General features: G+C 40.2%; 22 protein-coding genes and 1 tRNA gene. 4 read left to right on the forward strand and 19 right to left on the reverse strand.

The annotated features are described in order from the left end of the window. Positions 1–143 precede the first annotated feature (143 nt). Genes CS931_RS04595 through CS931_RS04620 form a run of 6 tightly spaced genes read right to left on the reverse strand, consistent with a single transcriptional unit; the run spans position 144 to position 2,051 of the window. The gene (locus CS931_RS04595; RefSeq protein WP_099204612.1) at positions 144–329 is read right to left on the reverse strand and encodes a hypothetical protein; all 186 of its coding nucleotides are present in this window, start codon (positions 327–329) and stop codon (positions 144–146) included. Continuing rightward, complete coding sequence (locus tag CS931_RS04600) at positions 316–543, reverse strand: hypothetical protein (protein WP_099204613.1); 228 nt, start codon at positions 541–543, stop codon at positions 316–318. Before CS931_RS04600 ends, CS931_RS04595 begins: the two co-directional genes overlap by 14 nt. Next, positions 540–776, reverse strand: coding sequence for a helix-turn-helix domain-containing protein (locus CS931_RS04605; RefSeq protein ID WP_143826229.1), 237 nt, complete (start codon positions 774–776; stop codon positions 540–542). Before CS931_RS04605 ends, CS931_RS04600 begins: the two co-directional genes overlap by 4 nt. A gap of 16 nt (positions 777–792) precedes the next feature. Continuing rightward, on the reverse strand, positions 793–1,542 hold the full coding sequence (locus CS931_RS04610; protein WP_099204615.1) for a phage antirepressor KilAC domain-containing protein: 750 nt from the start codon (positions 1,540–1,542) through the stop codon (positions 793–795). Positions 1,543–1,587: 45 nt separating this feature from the next. Then, a complete protein-coding gene (locus tag CS931_RS04615) occupies positions 1,588–1,884 on the reverse strand; it encodes a hypothetical protein (protein WP_099204616.1) in 297 nt (98 codons plus the stop codon). After that, positions 1,881–2,051 (reverse strand): helix-turn-helix domain-containing protein, encoded by a 171-nt coding sequence (locus CS931_RS04620; RefSeq protein WP_099204617.1) that lies wholly within the window; start codon positions 2,049–2,051, stop codon positions 1,881–1,883. Before CS931_RS04620 ends, CS931_RS04615 begins: the two co-directional genes overlap by 4 nt. Before the next feature lie 242 nt (positions 2,052–2,293). Here CS931_RS04620 and CS931_RS04625 point away from each other — a divergent pair, with 242 nt between their 5' ends. The 3 genes from CS931_RS04625 (at position 2,294) to CS931_RS04635 (ending at position 5,136) form a co-directional block, all read left to right on the forward strand. After that, on the forward strand, positions 2,294–3,073 hold the full coding sequence (locus tag CS931_RS04625) for a helix-turn-helix domain-containing protein (protein ID WP_099204618.1): 780 nt from the start codon (positions 2,294–2,296) through the stop codon (positions 3,071–3,073). Between the two features lie 21 nt (positions 3,074–3,094). Then, a complete protein-coding gene (locus CS931_RS04630; protein ID WP_099204619.1) occupies positions 3,095–3,517 on the forward strand; it encodes an ImmA/IrrE family metallo-endopeptidase in 423 nt (140 codons plus the stop codon). A 179-nt stretch (positions 3,518–3,696) separates the two neighbouring features. Then, a complete protein-coding gene (locus CS931_RS04635) occupies positions 3,697–5,136 on the forward strand; it encodes a tyrosine-type recombinase/integrase (RefSeq protein WP_099204620.1) in 1,440 nt (479 codons plus the stop codon). Positions 5,137–5,268: 132 nt separating this feature from the next. Here CS931_RS04635 and CS931_RS04640 read toward each other — a convergent pair. The 12 genes from CS931_RS04640 to CS931_RS04695 all read right to left on the reverse strand — a co-directional run bounded on the left by CS931_RS04640 (position 5,269) and on the right by CS931_RS04695 (position 18,676). Then, a tRNA-Thr gene (locus CS931_RS04640) sits at positions 5,269–5,343 on the reverse strand. A 231-nt stretch (positions 5,344–5,574) separates the two neighbouring features. After that, positions 5,575–6,405 (reverse strand): alpha/beta hydrolase, encoded by an 831-nt coding sequence (locus CS931_RS04645; RefSeq protein ID WP_099204621.1) that lies wholly within the window; start codon positions 6,403–6,405, stop codon positions 5,575–5,577. 51 nt (positions 6,406–6,456) lie between these two features. Continuing rightward, the gene (locus CS931_RS04650) at positions 6,457–8,730 is read right to left on the reverse strand and encodes a glycoside hydrolase family 3 C-terminal domain-containing protein (protein ID WP_099204622.1); all 2,274 of its coding nucleotides are present in this window, start codon (positions 8,728–8,730) and stop codon (positions 6,457–6,459) included. A gap of 99 nt (positions 8,731–8,829) precedes the next feature. Next, positions 8,830–9,450 (reverse strand): TetR/AcrR family transcriptional regulator, encoded by a 621-nt coding sequence (locus CS931_RS04655; RefSeq protein WP_159459737.1) that lies wholly within the window; start codon positions 9,448–9,450, stop codon positions 8,830–8,832. A gap of 110 nt (positions 9,451–9,560) precedes the next feature. Then, a complete protein-coding gene (locus tag CS931_RS04660; protein ID WP_099204624.1) occupies positions 9,561–9,908 on the reverse strand; it encodes a hypothetical protein in 348 nt (115 codons plus the stop codon). Positions 9,909–10,181: 273 nt separating this feature from the next. After that, a complete protein-coding gene (locus CS931_RS04665; RefSeq protein ID WP_099204625.1) occupies positions 10,182–10,877 on the reverse strand; it encodes a GntR family transcriptional regulator in 696 nt (231 codons plus the stop codon). A 24-nt stretch (positions 10,878–10,901) separates the two neighbouring features. Beyond that, positions 10,902–11,990, reverse strand: coding sequence for a mannonate dehydratase (gene uxuA / locus CS931_RS04670; RefSeq protein WP_099204626.1), 1,089 nt, complete (start codon positions 11,988–11,990; stop codon positions 10,902–10,904). A gap of 201 nt (positions 11,991–12,191) precedes the next feature. Further along, a complete protein-coding gene (locus CS931_RS04675; protein ID WP_099204627.1) occupies positions 12,192–12,701 on the reverse strand; it encodes a hypothetical protein in 510 nt (169 codons plus the stop codon). 197 nt (positions 12,702–12,898) lie between these two features. Beyond that, positions 12,899–13,942, reverse strand: coding sequence for a ribonucleotide-diphosphate reductase subunit beta (locus CS931_RS04680; RefSeq protein WP_099204628.1), 1,044 nt, complete (start codon positions 13,940–13,942; stop codon positions 12,899–12,901). A 101-nt stretch (positions 13,943–14,043) separates the two neighbouring features. Beyond that, the gene (locus tag CS931_RS04685; protein ID WP_099204629.1) at positions 14,044–16,566 is read right to left on the reverse strand and encodes a ribonucleoside-diphosphate reductase subunit alpha; all 2,523 of its coding nucleotides are present in this window, start codon (positions 16,564–16,566) and stop codon (positions 14,044–14,046) included. A 274-nt stretch (positions 16,567–16,840) separates the two neighbouring features. Then, a complete protein-coding gene (locus CS931_RS04690) occupies positions 16,841–17,935 on the reverse strand; it encodes a Gfo/Idh/MocA family protein (protein ID WP_099204630.1) in 1,095 nt (364 codons plus the stop codon). A gap of 18 nt (positions 17,936–17,953) precedes the next feature. Next, positions 17,954–18,676: a ThuA domain-containing protein gene (locus tag CS931_RS04695; protein ID WP_099204631.1), complete on the reverse strand. Its 723-nt coding sequence runs from the start codon at positions 18,674–18,676 to the stop codon at positions 17,954–17,956. A 151-nt stretch (positions 18,677–18,827) separates the two neighbouring features. Here CS931_RS04695 and CS931_RS04700 point away from each other — a divergent pair, with 151 nt between their 5' ends. Then, positions 18,828–19,631, forward strand: coding sequence for an AraC family transcriptional regulator (locus tag CS931_RS04700; protein WP_099204632.1), 804 nt, complete (start codon positions 18,828–18,830; stop codon positions 19,629–19,631). A 105-nt stretch (positions 19,632–19,736) separates the two neighbouring features. On the opposite strand, the gene CS931_RS04705 is transcribed toward CS931_RS04700, so the two are convergent. Continuing rightward, positions 19,737–21,776, reverse strand: a complete 2,040-nt coding sequence (locus CS931_RS04705; RefSeq protein WP_099204633.1) for a methyl-accepting chemotaxis protein — start codon at positions 21,774–21,776, stop codon at positions 19,737–19,739. Positions 21,777–21,965: the final 189 nt, after the last annotated feature.

Here is a 21,965-nt window from a genome sequence, read left to right on the forward strand (position 1 = left end):
CTCCGTAGTCTTTAAATTTTTGCCTGTTGGGATTTTCACATCTTGATTTCATCGAACACCAAACGCCATATAGTTCAGGGTAATCACAACACGCTCCGTGAATCCTGTGAGAGTAAGCTTGATATGGCTTTAATTCTTCCATTTCAATCCTCCTTGTCGATTTCCCATGCTGGCTGTGAGATATACAAAGTTCCGTCTATACTGCTGTTTACGTTGCCCCATGCATTTATAGGCTGTCCGTCACACTCAGAAACCCACGCACTCTTGCTGGGTTCAAGTCCGTGTTTTTTCATATCTTCAACATATTTTTCACGACTAAAAACTCTCATTGTTGCTCTCCTTTCCTGTATATTCCCACGGTCTTGTCCAACCTAGCAATCCAGCAGACGGAATCAACATCAATCCGCAAATGCGTGTCCACATGTCAGGCCACAAAAATATGGTCAGTATTACTGCTGCGAGCGTACACAATGCTGCGCTGATATGTCGGCGATAGGGGTTTACTCTCGGGCGGTAGGGCGTATGTATTTTTATGGGTTTCATACTTTTACCTTTCTAATTCCTTGGACTACCGGTTCTATTTCTTCAACAGTATTTCCGCTGGTGATATAATCAATAAGCATGTCCGCATCGACTAGCACTTTTCTGCCAACACGCACAACAGGAACGTTGCCTGACTTGATAAGTCTGCGGATAAAGTGCAACGTGATTTTGGTGTCGGGGTCAGTTTCTTTGATGATTGCCAATACACCCGGTGCGATTCTCATTCTTTTCATGGTTTGCCCTTTCTTTTTAAGCTGTTTTTTCGGACAAAAATTTTTCAATGAAATACTGCTGACCTTTTCCAGTTACTTTTGTCGTTTTGGTTGTAACACTCACTCCGTCACCATTAAAGTGTGTGCTTTCCTTGATGCGAAATAGTTCCATATCCATAGCTCTCTGTGTAGGCAAATTGTAGTTATTGCCTTTCTGACGGATAAGATAGCCATTTTGTCGCAGCCATTCGAATAAGCGGTTCTGACCAATGTCAATGCCATTCTGCTTGAGTAGTTTTGCCAACTGTCCGACAAGGATAGTTGATTGGGAAGTTGCCACAGCTTCAGCAAAAAGGACTTTTGGTTTGTCCTGCTCGATTTTTCCTAAGAGCAAATGATTTTCATCATGGAGAGAAGAAATTTGCGCCTGAGCAATGTTTAACGCTCGAGCCATAATCTTTTCAGGACTATTCCAAGCATTTTCAACAGCCACAAAATATTGTCTCGCTTGTTTGCCCCGCTCGTTTCTCTGAATCATGCAAACTTCTTTTGCCATATCAATGGTAAGTTGATAATCAGTAATTTCTGTCCAAGGATTCTTTGGATTATTGGTCGCTCTTTTTTGAGCGGGCAATTTTGCAAAGTCGCTTAGTTCCTCAAACCCATATTCCGTCATTCTTGGAAACCAGTCTTTGAAAGCAGTTTTTACTTCTAAAAACTGGTGTAGTTCTCGAGCAGAAACAGTAGGCTTGTCCGATTCATAATTAACGGGTATTAAATTATTCATGTGCTTGTCCTTTCTTTTAAAATTTCCTCCAAAGCAGCGTTGAATTTATTTATGTCGCAGAGACATATTCAATGCCCATGTTTCAGCAAACTGTCTAAATAACTCCGAACAGGATTCAGCATCTGAATGTGTCAGAACAAGATGTGTTACATTGGCTCGTCTTCCTGTTATTTGAGAATAAGCACCTCTTGCAGCATAGTCGCAAGAATCAAATAATCCCCATTCAGGAATACGATATTTAGTTGCTGTTTTAGCACAGATTTCTTTGCATAAAAGCTTGTAAACATACGAGGGTGTAAGCCCATATCGCTCACAATCTTTTATTTCAATAGTCAATGTCATACCGTTCTCCTTTCGTTTTCAAACTGCAAAATATCATCTTGTCGAACTTGATACTTCTTGCCAATCTTCATCGCAGGAAGTTTTTTTTCACGAATCCAACGCCACACAGTGACAATAGGAACACTGTATCTTTCAGCAATTTCGTCACAAGTGTATAATTTATCCATTTTGTCCTCCTTTTCTTTGTTAGTTATTGTTAGTTACACATACTTGCAATTACTTTAGATTTGTTGTATACTATCAGTGCTAACTTAAGTAATAAACAAAACAAAAGTATGAACGCAACTTTTAAAGAAATAGAACACATTTCTTTAGTACGCTCATACTATAACACAGCTATCTTTAGTAGTCAATAGGTTTGCTAAAGTTTTATTTAGTATTTCTATTGTTTGTGAAAGGTTGACAAAAAATGTATGAGATTTTTGAAAGAATAATCAGCGAAAAAGGTATAACACCTTATAAAGTATGGAAAGAAACAGGTGTATCTCAAACTACATTAAGTTCATGGAAAAAAGGTACTTATGTGCCTAAATTAGAAACACTTGAAAAAATTGCAAATTTTCTAGAAGTTGATGTTCACTATCTGAATGGAGAGAAACTGCCGTACTGCCATTTGTGCGGTTTGCAGTATCTTATGGATTCTAATGAAGATAAAAAAATTCATAAAATAAAACATAAAAAATGGGAACTTGCAGTAAAAAAATTTGGCTTTTGTTGGCCTTATCGAGTGAGAGAAAGTATAAAAAGTGCAAATGATTCTATCCAGCAGGATGAATCAAAAAATATTTCAGAGCGTTGTGAAGCAGCACTGAGAATGATTAAGGCGTATTTTTCAAGAAGTCTTGAAACAAATGATTATGATTTATCTCACATCTCTTTTGAAGAATATATTCCTTACTTCCTAGGTGAGCAAGTCAGTAGATTTGATTCAGCCGTTCAAAAAGCTTTGACTGAGAAATATGGAAAAAAAGAGGGAATGGAAGGGACGTATTGGAAAATTCCGAACAAGAAAGAATCCATTACCAATAAAATAAAAAAACTCGTCCCCAAAAGGGACGAGCCTGAAATAACTTTTGATGACTTCACTTATGCTTTTTTAGATGAATCGAAAGAGTTAACGGAAGAAAACAAGCAAAAACTCCTTGAAATGGCAAAATTCTTTAAACAACAACAAGAAAAAGATAACTGATTTATCGTGTGAGGACAACGCATGGTTGAATTGAATACTATATTTGCAGACATGGAGAAAGAAAAAGTTAGTCTTTTCCCGTATGAAGTTGGGGAAGAAAAAAGCGTTACTTTGGAAATGAACAATCGGTATGCTATATTTCTTGATACGTTTCGAGTGGAATCACTGTCCGAAACAAAATGGATACTAGCACACGAGCTAGGACACTGCGCAACAGGGTGTACACATAAAGTAAGTAGTTCGCTGGACTTAATAGAAAAGCACGAATACAAAGCTAACAGGTGGGCGATAGAGCGATACATACCTTTTGAAGATTTGAATATTGCCATACAGGGCGGATACACAGAACGTTGGCAGTTGGCTGAATATTTTGATATGCCTGAATCTTTCATTGAAAAGGCATTAAATTATTATTTTGTGACCAAACAGCGAAAGCTGGCTTAAAATAAAAAAAGCCCCCGGTACTGGAATACCGAAGGCTTACTGAATGAAATTAAGACAAGCTTAATAACAATCATCATCGAAGTTATTATACCACTTGTCTTTAGTTTCGTCTACTCAAAACTAAGAAAGACAGGTGATTTTTTTATGCCGATTTATATAAGAAGGATGTGGATTAAACTATGGCTACTGTGAGAAAGCAAGGCAAGGGATATCAGATAACTGCATCCAAGGGATATGATATCTATGGAAAACAACTGCGTGAGTACATGACATGGATACCGGAGCCGCATATGACAGACCTCCAGATCAAAAAAGAACTTGAAAGACAAAAGGTTCTTTTCGAAGAGAAGGTAAAAAACTCCTTTGTTCAAAACGGAAATATTCGGTTGATTGATTTTACGGACGTCTTTTTTAAAGACTACGGTAATTTTAAACTTAAAAGAAAAACTATCCGCAACTACAAAGAACGTATGCAAATCATAAATCAAGCTCTTGGACATATCAAATTAAAAGAGCTGAATGCAAGGCATATCAATTCATTTTATGCAAATTTGCGAGAAAAAGGGATACGCCGTCAAGATAAAGCCTTATGCAAAATAGATTTGGCAACATGGCTTAAAAAACATAAAACCACATCAGTAGCACTCAATGAGAAATATGGTATTTCTATGTGGGCATTTAAACAAGCAAAACACGGGAAACTAATTGATGTGAATAAAGCAAAAGAAATTGCGGTAGCTATTGGTGAGGACTTCAACAAAGTATTCACTGTGCAAAAGGACGAAAGGCCTTTAGAAGGGAACAGCGCCTTGAGTTATCACCGTACTTTATCGGCTGTACTGAGTAAGGCGGTAAAGTGGAATTATATCGAACAAAACCCTGCTGCTAGAGCAGAAATCCCCTCTAAGGGTAAGAAAGAAGCAGCATACTTAGAAGATGATGATGCACGAAAACTTCTTGAGTTGCTACAAGATGAACCTATCAAGTGGCGAACAATCATTACGCTTGATTTATTGTCAGGACTGCGCAGAGGAGAACTACTAGGCTTGTACTGGAACGATTTAGATTATAAGAATCAGCTCGTCAGGATTAGACGTACGCTGAATTATATTCCTGAAGAAGGAGTTTACGAAGATACCACTAAATCAGAAGAATCAGACAGAATACTAAAGCTACCCAAGTCAGCATTCTTGTTACTTAGCAAATATAAGGAATGGCAAAACCAACAAAGAGAGTTGCTAGGTGACGTTTGGGAAGACAAGGACGGAAGAATATTCACATCAAATACAGGTGGCTTTATGTTTCCTGATAGCATCACAAAATGGTTTTCCAGTTTTATTGATCGTAGTAATCTTCCAAAAGTAACGGTCCATTCTTTAAGACACACTTATGCCAGTTTGATGATCGCCGACGATATTCCTATTGTTACGGTATCAAAACAGCTCGGCCACGCACAAGTGAGTACCACAGCCAACATCTATGCTCATGCGATTAAATCGGCACAGGCAAAAGCAGTGGAAGTATTTGATAGGTTTGATGACGTTGTGATTCCTGCTGAAACGGTTGCAGACGAAGAGGACAATAGTGACCCAGCTGAAATTAACGTGAACTGTGGTTAATACGGGTTTTCACCTATACATTTTCTTCTGTATGAGCGTTAAATAAACGTTAATCCTACACTCTAGCCAAAAATCACCCATAATAAAGGCAAGCAAAACCCGCTTAAACGTAGTGTTTAAGCGGGTTTGTTATGGAGCTACTGGTCGGAATTGAACCGACGACCTGCTCATTACGAGTGAGCTGCTCTACCCCTGAGCCACAGTAGCATATTTAGTTTTCTCTTATAAAGGTCTAAACTGCCTAGTTATTATACTAGAAAAACATAAGGCAGTCAATACCTTCCCTTGAATTGAGCATTATTTTAAAAATACAAACCCCATTCTAAACAAAAATAAAGAGAGAGCGGAATCATTTTCCACTCTCTCTTTATTTTATGGCTAATTTTCATTTTCCTCAGAGAAAAGTTGAAATCAGTAAAGATAACTCTAGGGTTTAAATCAAAAGGCATTTCCTTCGTTATTGTCTGTTAAACCAAAAAACTCTAAAGATTTTTGCAAGCTCAAATCCCAAAAGCGCCACTCATGCGCATAGCCTTCTGTTTCCTCAAAAGTTGCCTCTAATCCGATTTCTTCAGCATATTTTTGGAATTTCACATAGCTATCATACAGGAGGGCATCTTTTGTACCACAGCTGAAATATAAGCGTGGTAGTTGTGGGTCATTTGCCTTTTCTTTTGCTAAACGCCACGTGTTTTGAACCCCGTCTAAATAGGCTTCTAATCCTCCTGTGTTTTGCAGCTGGTTCACCTTGCGGTGTTCAAACATTCCTCTCGCAGGGTTTTCATCATCGGCGCCCATATCCATTGGACAGCCTGACATTGCACTGGCAGCTGCAAATTTTTCAGGGTGATTGAGTGCATAAATGCAGGTGCCAAATCCACCCATCGACAGACCAGCAATGTAATTGTCTTCTTTTTTATCCGATGCTGGAAACCAGTTATAAATCAGTGGCATGAGTTCTTCTGTCAAATAATCATACATATTATACCCCAGACCAAACCCTGGCCAATTGGCATAATCAGCATTCAATCCGCTGGGCATGACAACAATCAAATTTCTCTCGCATGCATACAGCTCAACGTTCGATTTTCTAATCCAATCCGTATAATCGCCAAAAGTACCATGCAGTAGCCAAAGGACTTTATATTTTTTGCCGTTCCCATAAAATTCACTTGGTGATTTACTGCGCTCTCGGTCTGGCAAAATAACGTTAATATCTGTATTTCCGTTTAAATATAGACTTTCAAAATTCAAATGAACTAATGCCATACTCTTAATCTCCTAAAATTCAATATTTATTTTTATAAAAGAGCTCGTGTATTATTTGCTCTTTTCTACTATCTTTTTCTTGAGCTGCTCCTCAAAGTCAACCGGCACATCAGCAAAACTAGCCAAACTATGAATGGGAAATCCATCTAGCATAGCCAAAATAGCGGCCTTGCTTATCATAGCATCCTCGTTTTCCTCTTCTTCATTGGAATCAATCCCAAAGGCTTCACCCATAGAACGAAACGACTCTTGCATTTCATCTTGAAAACCGGATTGTATTAAATCTCCTATGGTCGTCCATTCATTCCATTCAAATTTTTTCTCTTGAGCAAGAATGGTTACCGTCTCTTTTAATAACAATTCTTCTACAGAAAATCCTAGTGCAACCGTATAGTCTCCTGCTAATTGATTCCAATCCTGAATAGATTCGTCATAATACGAGAAACTTCTCTTGTCTAATGTGAAACTAACCTTTTGTGTTTCACCCGGCTGCAATTTAATCTTCTCAAATCCTTGCAGCTCTTTTGCTGGCTTGAATCCTAGCAAATTTTCAGGCGGCATAACATAAAGCTGTACAGCCTGTGCCCCTGCACGCTCACCGACATTTGTAAGATCCACAGATACTGTTATCGTATCATTGCTGTTAAATTGTGTCTTCGAAAGCTGCATATTTTCAAGAGCAAACTTCGTATAGGTAAGTCCGTGACCAAAAGGGAATAAAACCGGCATATGACGGCTTTCATACCAACGGTAACCTACATATACACCTTCTGCATATTCTACTTGATGATTGTAACCGGGAAAGTTCAAATAACAAGGCGTATCTTCCAAATGTAAGGGGAACGTTTCTGCTAAATGCCCTGACGGCGACAACTTGCCAAACAGCAAATCAACGGTTGCTTGACCGACTGCCTGACCACCTAAATACATCTCTAAAATAGAAGAGACTTTATCTTTCCATGGCATTGCAACAGGGCTTCCATTGTGAAGCAAAACGACTACATTTGACTGTACTGCACAAACTGCTTCTATCAATTCATTTTGATTTTTAGGCAAATGCAAGTGTGTGCGGTCATATCCTTCACTTTCAAAGCTATCGGGAAGTCCCGCAAATATAACGACAGTATCCACTGTTTGCGCCAGCTGAACAGCTTCTTCAAATAATTCATTGTCATGTTCTTCGCCGTGGTGGCTCCAACCGGCAGCATAGCTTACATTCACCCTATCCTTGACTGCTTCTACGGCACTGGTCGTCTTATAGCTATTAATATGACTTGAGCCTCCACCTTGAAAACGCGGTGACTTAGCAAAATCTCCGATAAAAGCAACTTTTGCCGACGGTGGTAACGGAAGCAGCTCTCCCTCATTTTTCAGCAAAACAGCACTTTCGGCCGCACATTGGCTTGAGAAATTATGGTGTTCTTCTTTGTCATAGGGCACACTCTCTGCGTCCTGTAAACCTTTTTCAATCCATTTAAGCAGCTCTTCTACCGAATGATTCAGCTCCTCTATTGTGAGTGTACCGTCTTCCACTGCTTTCAGCAATTTTTTATCATTGTAGCCTTTACTGGCGGGCATTTCTAAATTCAAACCGGCTTTTAGTGCATCAACACGTCGGTTCATGGCGCCCCAGTCCGTCATTACAATGCCGTCAAATCCCCACTCTTTACGCAACACATCTGTTAACAGCCATTTATTTTCGCAGCAATATTCCCCATTAAGGCGATTATACGCACACATGACTGACCATGGTTTTGCTTGTTTAACTGCCTTTTCAAAAGCAGTGAGATAAATCTCTCGCAAAACTCGTTCACTGACAATAGTATCCGTACTCATGCGGTGATATTCCTGATTGTTGGCCGCAAAATGTTTGATAGAAGTACCCACCTGGCGGCTCTGCACACCGTTAATATAACTGGCAGCCAGTTCTCCTGCCACATAGGGGTCTTCAGAAAAATATTCAAAGTTCCTGCCGCATAAAGGACTTCTCTTGATATTAACAGCCGGGCCTAAAACCGTATGTAAGTTTTCTGCTCTCGCTTCTTCTCCCAAATGTTCACCAACCTGTCGCAAAAGCGCACGGTCAAAGCTAGAAGCCAGTGTAGCGCCAGACGGAAAACAAACGGCTTCGACACTGCCATTGATCCCTATATGGTCGGCCTCTCCAGCTTGTTTTCTCAATCCATGGGGCCCGTCACTGACCATAATAGAAGGTACACCCAACCTTGCAACCGCTTTTGTCCACCAAAAACCAGAACCCGAACATAACCCTGTTTTTTCTTCTAACGTAAGATTTTCCAAAAGATATTGAATGTCTAGTTTCATATACATTCTCCTTTATGGTACACGTGTACTATAATTTTATACCTTATATTATAATACAGAAAAATTGGTGAGTCAAGCTATATTTTCTCTGGTATAAAACTATTTAATTGGTGGTTTTATATAAGCCATCAGCATCATTAACATATCTTCTAAATATTCTTCTGCATAACCCTGCTCTTGCCGAATTAACTTTGCACGAGGCAAAATTCGTTGCGATAAACCAAACAGCACATTCATCAGAAATTTAGACGTATATTCTGCATTTTTAATCAGCTGAACTTCTCCCTCTTTGGCCGCTTGCTCTAAAACGACTTTTAAAGAATCATGGCGATTTCTTAATCTTTGAATATATCCTTCAGATAAATTGGGTGGATATTCGTGATAAAAACAGCTGTCGAAATCATCTAGAAATCTGACTGAAGGAATTGAGTCATACATTTTCTCGATATAAAAAGTTAAGCCGATTCTAACTTTTTCATAACCGGATACTTCTGCTTGAATGGCTTGATCAAATTCTTGATTCATTTTGTCGAGTAATTCGATAACTAACTCTAGTGCAATGGCCTCTTTCGATTCGAAATGGCGGTAAAGTGAGCTTCTGCCGATTTGGCTTTTGTCTGCTATTTCTTTCATTTCTGTTTTGGCAATTCCCTTTTCAAAAAAAAGGTCTTTTGCCACTTCCAATATGGTTTCACGCTTGATATTGGCTGGTCTGGCCATAGAATCTCCTTTCTCATGGTTGTGCACGCATGCTCTGTTCTCCCCCACAAACACCATAAAAGAAAAATTTACCGCATGCAACCGCAAACGGTAAATTCTTCATTTATGAATCAATCTTCATCTTTCTTTTTAAAGCCCTCTGTGTAGCTTACAGGCATTGTAAAAATAACGCCCGTGTCATGGTTTTCTAAACCGCCTGTGACTTCGTTGACAATTTGAGAAACCAACGGCACTTTTTCATCTTCAATCACAACAAAGATGGTTTTGTTTTGAGGGTGAAAAGGTCTCATCAATGTATACAGCGAATCCATAATGGTGGTCTCGCTGTCCTCATACAAGTTTTGCGCCATGCCTTGGCTTTCTAAAATTGTAGCGCCCAAGATTCCCTTTTCCATAAACTGCTCTAACAGTTCACTGAGACACTCAATCTTGTTTAAAACGATAAATACCACCTGCATAGTGTTACACCTCATACAATTTTTTATCATGATAAAAAGCGAACCTCAAACCTAAAAATCAGAGCCTCTTATTTTATTTCTTGTCACTGCTGTTTTTAAGCTCAAAGCCCAGCCTTCTATTCCACTATAAAAACGAACCACTATCCTTGTCTAAAGACCACTTGGCTAATGGGTGAAGCCATTATAGCATGACAAACACATATTGGCAAACTTTGTTTTATCCAAAAAAGAGTAGCTGCTGTCTGCATTTTCAAGTCATCTATCTCATTATTGTCAGCCGTTATTTCCATTTTCTTTTATGAAGCTTGGGTAGCGGCTGCAAATCTTATCCTTGAATATTTGGTAACGATTGATATGCTCATGCATAAGTGTTTCGGCCGCGGCTATATTCTTCTTTAAAATGGCTTCCAAAATTAAACCATGTTCTTCAAATGTTCTTTCTGTCTGCCCAAAAGCCAGTGACATGGCTCTCACCCTGTCAAAATGAACCAATATACTGCTAATATACGGAAACACCGTGGATAAATCTGCATTTTTAAAAAGTAACTGATGAAATTGATTGTCCAAACTCCAAAGTTTATCCTGATTCCACGGATTTTGATAAAATTGCTGCAATCGAATATTTTCTTGCAATGCTTCTAGTATTTCAGGCTTAATTCCATTTTCGCAGCAGCGCTGTGCTGCCGCAATCTCTAGTTTTTCTCGCATAAAACAAGTTTCTGCAATTAAATCGTAATCAATTAAGGCAATGAAGCTGCCTTTTTGAGGAAAAACCTCCACAATCTTAACCTTTGTCAAATCAATGAGTGCTTCTCGAACCGGACCTCTCGACAAGCCCAGCTCGACAGCTAATTCCATTTCACTGACTTTGCTGCCTGGCTTTAGTGTGAGATGAATAATATTTTCTTTAATCGTACGAAGTGCATAATCTTTGGCATACTCTTGGGGCAGTCTTTCTGATAAAACCATGTGATTCTTCGCTTTCTATTTTTATTACTTGGCAGCCTTGCTGTTTTCTTTTTCGATTGCTTCCCACAACCCATTGAGATAAGTTGCACCCAAGGCACGGTCATATAAACCATAACCGGGTCTTCCCTTTTCACCCCAAATCATTCTGCCATGATCAGGTCTGACATAAATATCGGGAGCTGTTTCGTAGATAGCTTTCACAATGGCATGCATATCCAGGCTGCCGTCCGCTGATAAATGACTGGATTCACGGAAATGATGATGGCCCAAAATCTTAACATTGCGAATATGCATACAAGCAATGCGGTTCATCTCTCCAAAATGGCGCACAATGGCCGGAATATCATTTTCAGGGTTAGAACCCAGTGAACCTGTGCAGATACAAAGGGCATTGCTGGGAGAATCTACCATCTCAACCAACTTGTCATAATCATCTTGGCTGTGTGCAATACGGGGAAGTCCAAAAATTGGCCAAGCCGGATCATCAGGGTGGCAAGCCATTTTCACACCGCATTCTTCACAGACTGGTATGATTGCAGAAAGAAAATACTTGAGATTTTCTCTCAACATATCTTCGGTGACAGATTCATATTGTTTGAGCACGATTTCTAGTTCGGCCAAACGCTCAGGTTCCCAACCAGGGAGCGTAAAACCACCCATTTTCTTTTCAGTTTGCTTCACTAGCTCGACCGGTGTCATTTCTGCCAATTCTTTTTCGTCAAAGTAAAGGCTGTTGGAACCGTCTTCCGGAATTTCTCTGGCTAAATCGGTTCTTAGCCAGTCAAACACTGGCATAAAGTTATAGACAATCACCTTGACGCCGAATTTGGCAAGATTGCGAATGGTAATTTTATAGTTTTCAATGTATAAGTCTCTAGAGGGCAAGCCAAGCTTTATGTCTTCATGTACGTTGACGCTTTCAATGACTTCACAGGCAAGTCCTGCTGCCTGTACCTCGTCAACATAGCGTTTGATTTCGTCTATCTCCCAAATCTCACCAGCTGCTTTATAGTCTAAAAACCCCATGATTCCTGTTGTGGCAGGAATTTGCTTTAGCTGCTGCAATTGTACTGTGTCACTATTTGAACCAAACCAGCGGAATGTCATTTTCATAATAAAACTCCCCCATGCGATAATAATCGCAGAATCTTTTTCTTACAATATAGCACTTATAAGTAAACTAGTCAACTAGTCTACTTATAAGTGCTATAAATTAGTTTTGGTCTTATATTATGCTTAAAAAACCATAAAAACTAGAGGCACAGAAAATCCATGTCTCTAGTTTTTTATGGTTTTTTAAGCTTTATTGTTCTCTCATACTTTTTTATTCAAAATTCTTTTCAAGATATCAATTTTGTTCTGGTCTTTATAACCGCTTTTATTTGCTCTGTAGTTATCCTCTAAGGAGCGCGAATAAACCTTAAAGTATTGTTCAGGTGTCATTAATTTATAGAACGCTCCGTCGGTTTCTAGGATTGGGATTTCCCTCACATCAATATCTGCAAAAACCTCTAAAGACGGTATACCGCCCTCGCCATCAATGGCAGCAAAATTAATTTCAATTTCGCCTTTTTTGAAAAAGTGTTCATGCAAATCCGTTAATACATAGCCCTCTTTCAGCATAAATGAAAGCAGGTCATTCCACCTTTCAGAAAATCGATATAAGTGCTGAGGAAGAGCAATGTCAATGTCGTCGGGATTCAAGTCGTCCTCTACCAACACGCTAAGGCCAAGCGAACCCTGTAACAGCGGAATCACAGAAAATTTCTGATTTAACTTTTTCGCCAAATCGAGGAAAACCTCAAACTTCTCTTGATTATTCATAACCATACCTCTTTTCAAGTTTTAAAATTATTTTCACCCTGAAAATCGATGCAGTTATACTGACAACAAATTTATGTCCTCTCGATGCAATCTGCTGACAGATTGATAAACTGCACCGAGAAGTTATCTCGCCGGTTCATTCTCATAGACCCCTTACCTCTTTTCTGCTACTAAATCAGTAATTTGCCATTCAAAACTTAAAGGTCATCGACCAACGCACCGCTTTTGGCATAAGCTGTACTGCGTGCTTCAAAAAAGTCTGTTTTAATGGTATTGGCATTGCTGTATTGGCTCACCCACTGCATAGATTCAGGCTCTTTATCATGTCCCTCATACAGCTTTTCAAAACCAAGACTTGTACAGCGGAAGTTACCCAAATACTGCACATAATCAGTCACCATTTGCTTGGTGAGCCCTGGCATATCATCGCCAATGGCATAATGTCCCCAAGCAATTTCTTGCTCACAGCCCTCACGAATCATAGCACGATATTCTTCCACCAATTCGGGTGTGAAGAGTTCCGGGTTTTCCTTTTTCAGCTCTTGAATCATGCTGCGGAACAACCACAAGTGCGTATTTTCATCTCGATTGATATAGCGAATCACTTGCACAGAGCCCGGCATTTTATTGTTTCGTCCAAGATTATAGAAAAACATAAATCCACTGTAGAAATAAATACCCTCTAAAATATAGTTGGCAATAACCGCTTTCATCAGGTGATAGGCACTTTTCTCACGCTGAAAGGCATTATACTGCTCACCAATAAACGTGTTTCTTCTCAAAAGATGCTCATCATCTTTCCACTGATACAGCACCTCGTCACGGGTTTGCGGGTCACAAATCGTGTCTAGCATATAACTATAACTTTGGCTGTGAACAGCTTCTTGATACGTTTGAATGGCTAAACACAAATTCACTTCGTTGGCTGTAATATATTCACCCACATGAGGTAAATTCGCTGTCTGCATACTATCTAAAAAGATGAGAAAAGATAAGACCTTGTCATAGGCACGTCTTTCAGGCGGCAAAAGCTTGGGGTAATCTTTGATATCGGTAGACAGATTAACTTCCTCGGGAATCCAGAAATTGTTCATCGCTTGACGATACCAATCACTGACCCATGCATATTTCATATTGTTAAAATCATTCAAATTGGTGGTGTTGCCGTTAATCATGCGGCGCATTTCGACAGAAGTGTCACCATCTGGATTAAAGAGTGCTTTTCGGTTAAGTGTGTCCATTTTGACCTCCTATTCAACATTTATTATTGATCGCTAACTGTCCCTTCAGTATAAACTGAATCAGCTGCTCTCACAACATCTATTTTAAAAAAAGATGACTTTTATGAGGAACAAACCTCACATTCTTCTACCTCTAAGCTCTTACTTCTCACATAATAAATCGTTTTTATGCCCTGCTCAAAAGCCAGAATATATAAACCTAAAACCTGTCTAAAGCTATATTCATTCGTAATATATAGATTCATACTCTGCGATTGGTCAATATGCCGCTGACGAACACCGGCCGCACGCACTGACCAAGACTGGTCAATATGGTGTGCATTTTTGTAATACCACAGGGTGTCAATACTCAAATCGGGTGCCACTCGAGGCATGAGCCCGTTCTTCTTTTCTTCTAAGAAGAAAAGGTTCATAATCGGGTCGATTCCCGCTGTTGTGCCAGAAATAATACTGGTTGAACTGGTCGGCGCAATCGCCATCAAATACCCATTACGCAGTCCTTTTTCAGCAACCTCACGGCGCAAAGCATTCCATTTTTCTCCCGTGTAATTTCGTTTGTCAAAGTAAGCTCCCGTCTGCCAGTCACTGCCTTCAAATACATCATATGCTCCTTTTTCTTCTGCATTATGACAGCTGGCAGCAATGGCCGCATAGTTGATTCGCTCAAATATCTTGTCCGCAAACGCAAGATGTTCTTCTCTCTCCCACGAGATTTTGTGCTTGGCGAGCATATGATGATAGCCGCTGACGCCCAATCCAATCGGACGATAGTGCTGATTGTTAATCTTCGCATAAGGCACAGGGAAAAAGTTGAGGTCGATGACGTTATCGAGCGCACGAACGGCACTCTCTGTCAGTTCTTCCAGTTCACCCTCTTCATCCACATCAATTTTGCCGAGTGACAAGCTTGCCAAGTTGCACACCACAAAGTTACCCGGTTTTGTGACCGTGACAACGATTTCTTCGCCGTCGACGATTTTGACCGTCTGAGAAACATCATCAATCGCACTCATATTTTGGGCGATTTCTGTGCAGAGATTGCTGCAATAAATCACACCTTTGTGTGAATTGGGATTCATTCTGTTGACGGCATCACGGTTAAAGGCAAACGGTGTACCCGTTTCTACGGCACTCTTCAAAATCAAGCGCACCAAATCTTTGACAGAAATCACTCGTTTTTCAATGCGTTCATCTTCTACGCAGTCACGATAGCGTTCTTCCCATTCGTCGCCCCAGCTGTCTTCCAGGCAATAGCCTTTGACCGTCATAATTTCATGAGGGCACATCAAATACCAATTGCTGTCGAGGTTTTCTCTCGCCATTTTCCAGAACAAATCTGGGTAGCAAACCGCCGGAAAAACATCGTGTGCCTTCATGCGGTCGTCTCCGTTGTTGGTTCGCAGTGCCAAAAATTCGGGCAAATCCTTGTGCCACGCGTCCAAATAGACAGCTACTGCTCCCTGTCTTACCCCCAACTGGTCAACCGCAACGGCTGTGTCATTGGCAAGCTTAATCCAACGAATGACACCGCCGGCTGCTCCCTTAAAGCCTCGAATCGTACTGCCTGTCGCACGCACTTTACCGAAATACATGCCCATGCCGCCGCCAAACTTACTAACTTGTGCAAAATTATCAATACTGCGGTAAATACCCGTGAGGCTATCGGGTACGGTATCAATAAAGCAAGAGGAAAGCTGATAGAACGGCTTTCTTGCATTCGAAAGCGTCGGCGTAGCCATGGTCACTTTCAAGGTGCTGAGCATATCATAAAAACGCTTGACCCACCCCATGCGGTTGTTCTTTTCTTTCATCGCTAAGTGAAGAGCAATTCCAAGGAACATTTCCTGCGGTGTTTCAAAGATTTCTCCTTTTGTACTACGAATGACATACCGAGAGAGTAGCAGAGTCAGACCCGAATAAGACAGCAGTTCGTTACGGCTATTGTCAATCAACTGAGCTGCTTGATTTAGCTCTTCATCGGTGTAATGTTCAGGAATATAGGCTCCGTAAAGGTTTTCTACCACCAAAAAATGGACTTTTTGCGCAAAGGTATCAAGCTCATATTGCTCCAAAACGGCGGTCAGGTCGCTGTCAAATTGCACAAACTGCAAGCGAGCCGAAATAAGCTCCCACTGCGGAGCTTCTTGCGTTGTCAATTCTACCGCTGCTTTGATGAGTGCCGCCAATTTTTCTTTCTCGGTCATAGAAGGCTTTTTGAAGGAAGAAAATTTACTCTGTAGTTTTTCGAGGGAGTATTCCTCTGCTGCAAAGTCGATTTGAATACCTTTTAAAATGTTCGATAAGGTCTCTGCTTCAGCAAATGATTCTGCCAATCTTCGGCGAATTTCACGTCGCTTGGCATGCTCATTACGGTATAAAATATAGTTTTTGCTGACTTCATAATATCCCTGTTCCATCAGCGTGGCTTCTACCAAATCTTGAATCGTTTCGACCTGCACCACGCCATCATCTTGTATTAGCTTAGCTTCTACAAGAACTGTCAGCTCATTTAGACGACTTTGCTCAACTTCTGCAGGAACACTGGCAAACGCTTTTCCAATTGCCGTTGTAATTTTATCGGACAAATACGCTTCTGTTCGCCCGTCGCGTTTAATAATCTCCATACTTCTCATCCTCTTTATAGGGGCTTTCTGAAAAGCCGCTGTTTTTATATTGATTAAATTGTTTCCAACTAGGAATTCTCTGTTATTCCACAACAATTTCTATTGTTTTGTTAGTATACCACAATATACAGTATGTTTCAATACCCAACGGGTATTGTTTATTCCTTAACATATTTTATCTATATCATTTGTAAACCCAACTTTTACGCTAAAAAACAAACAATGCTCTGCAGGGTTTCATCCCCACAGAGCGTCGTTTGTTTTTATTGCTATTTTATGAGATTACACCGGGAATACCACCGGGTACCATAGGCATTCTTTTTTCAAAGTCACTGGTTATTTCTGTCATGCCGCCTTTTTGCAAGCTGTCCATTACTTCCAGTACATGCAAAGTTTGCTGACAATCTGCACGGAAATCACGATTTTCTGTTAGGGTTTTGGCCATGTCTGCAATGCCCAAGCCTCTCGAGTTCTCCGCATAACCAAAGCAAAGCGGCATTACTTTATAACTGCCGTCCTGTGGCTTCAGCAATTTGATTTCACCGCTGAAGAAATTGGGGTCGGGAACAATCAAAGTACCCTCTGTACCATAAATCTCCAGTCTTGCCTGTGCCTCATAATAAACATCAAAGGTAGTAAGAATCGTACCTACTGCACCGCTTTCAAAGTTTATAATACCATTGACATGAGTAGGAACTTCTACCTTAACGGTCTCTCCAAAATGCTGTTCACTGGTTATTGTTCTTGTCTCAAAGTTCGACTTAGCCACACTCATGGTTGATGAGACTCTCCCCAAAAGATTTACAAGTGCCGTAACATAATAGGGTCCCATGTCCATCATCGGGCCGCCGCCATGCTGATAGTAAAAAGCGGGGTCTGGATGCCAGTTCTCATGGCCATGACAAATCATAAAAGCTGCTGCGCCAATCGGTTTCCCGATAAATCCATCGTCAATCAATTTACGGCAGGTTTGAATGCCAGCACCCATAAACGTATCAGGTGCACCACCCAGAAGTAAATTCTTTTCTTTGGCAAGCGCTACCAATTCTCGGCCTTCTTCTAATTTCGCCGCCAATGGTTTTTCGGAATAGACATGTTTTCCGGCTAAAAGAGCAGCTTTGCTTACCTCATAATGTTCATACGGACGAGTTAGATTTAAAACAATATCTACCTTTTCATCGTCGAATATTTGCTGCATATTGTCATAAATCTTAATAGAAGGATAAGTTTCTTGTGCTTTCACCGCTTTTTCTTTTATCAAATCGCAGACGGCATAAACCTCTACTTCTTTAAAAAGCTCTGTCAGATTTTTTAAATAAATACCGCTGATATCACCAACACCGACAATACCAATTCTTACTTTTTCCATATGTATACTCCTACTATCTCAATACATTTTAGCTTCATTTTCAAAGCGTTCTGTCGTCAACTGGTTCTCTTTTGTATACGCCTTGCCTTCTCCCGACCAGACCATGCCACGCTCCATAAGCACCTGTGCGTTCGGAGATTTGTCAAACACATCGTCATGATGGCCTAAAGAAAGATAGAACACTCTGCCGTTGCCCCAATATTTTGTCCATGCAACCGGCATATCTACCGGCTTATTAGAGATATGGTAATACGGCACAATGGGGAATCTCGTGGTTGCCAGCACTTCTACGGCTGGATCAATATGCAAATAATAATGTTCGCTGCACACAGGGAAGTCTTCCAGACCCTCAACGATAGGGCTTGAACCTTTGCAAACATTGACCGTGTAGTCAATGCCATCTCCACCCGGATGACTAACCCACTGGCCACCAGTCATAAATTGCCACTGCACATCTTGACGGAATGAATCGCACATTCCACCATGGCAACCGGCAAGTCCTGTTCCATTAGCGACCGCCTTTGAGATGTTTTCTACATACTCATGCTTGATTTCACCCATTGTCCAGCAGGCCACAATCAAGTCTAGCTCCATCAGCTTTTCAACATCTTCCAAAACATCTAATGTGTCGCTGATTTGTACTGTGTAATCATGATTCTCTAATAGTTTTGCAAATCGTTTGGATGTCAGCTGCGGTTCATGCCCATCCCATCCACCTTGTACAATTAAAGCTTTTTTCATTGTACGATTTCTCCCTCATACTCTTTAGTTAAAAGTTGTCTTTATTTTTACTTTATATCCAAATTTTATTGAATTTTATCATGTAATATAGTAAAATGCAAGACATATCCATTGTATTTGTAGTCAATAATTGCTATCAGGAGAATTTCTTATGCTGCCCTTTTATGAACACCCCATTCATTCTGATTTTAGTGCCCAAGGTCTTTCACTGAGCTTTCCCCCACACCTGCATAACGCTGTTGAATGTATTCGCTGTGTCAGCGGGGAAATTAAAATTCGCATAGACAATCAGAATTACACCCTAACGCAAGGTGAAATCGCCTTTATCTTTCCTAACCGTATACACTCTTATTTTTCAGATCAAAGTGCTGACAATGCCTATGAATTTTTTGTTTCTTCTATTAAATCCAATTCGCCTTTATATGGTATTATTCATGATAAAATGCCATTGAATCCTATTCTAACCCCTGCTACCATGCAAGCTGATATTCCTCATCAATTTCATGAGGTGGTTATGTTATTATCTCAGCAACCAGTAGACCGTCTTCTCACAGAAAGTTTAATTCAACTGATTATAGCAAGATTTTTAAACGAATTGGCACTTGTTTCTATTGAAAGTAAAATAAATGAAGACTTAATTGGAAAAGCGATTACTTATATTAGCCGCAATTTCAAAACTAATATTACACTTGAAAGCACCGCTAAATATTTGGGTATCAGCAAATATTATCTTTCTCATATGCTCAAAGCTTCTCTAGACATGGGAATTTGTTCTTATATCAATAATATGAGGATTGACTACGCCAAAAATCTCTTGCTCACAGCCGATTTATCTATTTCTGACATTGCTTTAGAAAGTGGCTATGAAAATATGCGCACGTTTAACCGTTGCTTTAAAAATGTTACCGGCTTTTCTCCGAGCCAATTCATTAAGATAAACACTGATTTAGCATAACTATTTTGAAGGAATGGATGGATACAAGCAGTGCCCAAAAAAAGAGAAGCTCCCAGACAAAATCTTGTCTAAGCGCTTCTCTTTTTTTGATGACATTATCATCCTTTATTCGTACAAGTCAGTTTCTGCCAGATTAAACTCTCTCACATCTTGCTTTAAAGATTGTGCTTGCGCTGCTAATTCTTCGCTGGACGCAGAGCTTTCTTCTGCCGTCGCGGCATTCGTCTGCACAACATCAGATACCTGTGACAAACCCGTGTTAATCTGTTCAATGGTATTAAATTGTTCCTCAGAGGAAATTTCTATCTGTTTAACAGCTTCAATGACCAAACTGGTTTTCTCTTCTATATCTTTTAAAATCTTATCTGTTTCTTGTGTCATTTTACTGCCCTTCAGAACAGCTGAACTTGAATAGTCGATTAATTCTGCTGCCTGTTTAGCAGCTTCAGCTGACTTGACCGCCAAGCTGCGCACTTCATCAGCAACAACGGCAAATCCTTTGCCAGCTTCGCCGGCACGTGCTGCTTCTACCGCTGCATTCAAGGCCAATATGTTGGTTTGGAATGCGATATCTTCAATTGTCTTGGTGATATCTTTGATTTTGTCTGAAGAAGTCTTGATATCTTGCATGGCAACTGTCAAATCGTCCATTTTCTGATTGACTAGGTCAACCCCTTCTCCTGTTGAGATAACATGTTCAGTTGCCTGTCTAACATTTTCAGCGTTCTTCTGTGCTTGACCGGCCACAGCTGTCACCGAAGCCGTAAGCTCTTGAATAGAAGCTGCCTGTTCCGTTGTTCCAGATGCTAGAGATTGAGCTGCCCCCGCTACTTGTTCTGCGCCTTGGCTCACCTGTTCAGCGGTGACATGGATATGAGAAAGTATTTCACTTAGCGATTCTGAAACACCCATCATGGCTGTTTTAATCGGTGCAAAATCTCCAATATAATCTAAATCAACCTGAAGATTCATATCTTTCTCTGAAAGCTGTTTCATTTTACTTGATATATCTAATATGTAACTTCTTAGAAAACTTGCCATGTTGCTTAATGCTTTTGCTAGAACGCCAACTTCGTCTTTAGCCGAATAGTTGATCTCCGCATGTAGATTCCCTTTAGAAAGCTCTGTTGCTACCTCTGACATTTTTCGCAGCGGCTTAGATACCAATTTCCTGATGAAATAGGTGGTAATCAGACTCATCAAGCCCGCCACCAAAATACTCACTGACGCGGAGAAAATAGATGTATTTCTAACAGCAGCTTTAGAATGTTCTAAAGACATACCCGCAAATAATATGCCGATTATTTCACCCGTGCTATTGGTCAAAGGTTCATAGGCCGTAGCATATGGTTTTCCTAAAATACTCGCTTCTCCAAAATACTCTTTTCCTTCTTGTAGAATCGTTTTGGCAATTCCAGCATCTAATTTAGTGCCAACAGCACGTTCATTATTTTCTATAATGGTCGTGTTAACACGCTCGTCTCCGATAAAAATAGTGATGTCGCTGCCGGTTATCTCTTTCATATTGTCAACGAATTCAGGTTTTACCAGCGAATAACCCGCCGAAACCACACCAAGCACTTTACCGGACGGGCTCAAAACAGGCGCGCCTGTTCTAATACTCAGTTTGAATTCCGACCCAAAATCAATTTCTGTTGATGTTTTTCCTTGCATGGCAAGAGATATATCGCCTTGATCACTGATTGAATCGCCTACCTCATCACTATGTGTGCGGGCAACCACAGTACCCTCGGCATCCGTAATGGTTACAAAGTCAACATCCATACTCAGTCTTTCAATCATGAGTTGCGCCGTTGTTTTTGTTCCGTTTTCATTGCCCGTTTGCACAGCGCTGACAATGGATTTATCAGAAGCCAAATTTTTAGCAGTCTGAAAAGATTTCAGCTCATAATCTTTAAAAATCGAGTTTACTGTCGTGAGCGTCTTTCGGCTATTATCTGTATCTAAATCATTGATAACTTTTTCGTAGGACAGTGACAAATAAGTCGTTGAAAAGGCTGCCATAATTAAAATTCCGACAACGGCAAGGATGACAATGCGAAAGCCCAATCTCTGATGCACAGGCAGAGATTGACCCAAAGAAAAATTTTGTTTGATTTTTTTTGATTTCTTTACCTTTTTCATAATATTCCCCTCATTTTAAACGATTAATAGAATTTTGGTTGGGCTCTCGTCCTGATGCACGCTGGGGTTTCCGCTTGAAAAAACTGTTTTATTTGTGGCATAAACCAAAGTAGTTCTATCTCTACTGGTCCGCAACTTTTATTTCACAGCGGTTTTAATTATTTCGCGCAATTTCGACTAATAACTTTT

This window comes from Scatolibacter rhodanostii (assembly GCF_900197595.1).
GTDB classification, from domain to species: Bacteria; Bacillota; Clostridia; order Oscillospirales; family Acutalibacteraceae; genus Scatolibacter; species Scatolibacter rhodanostii.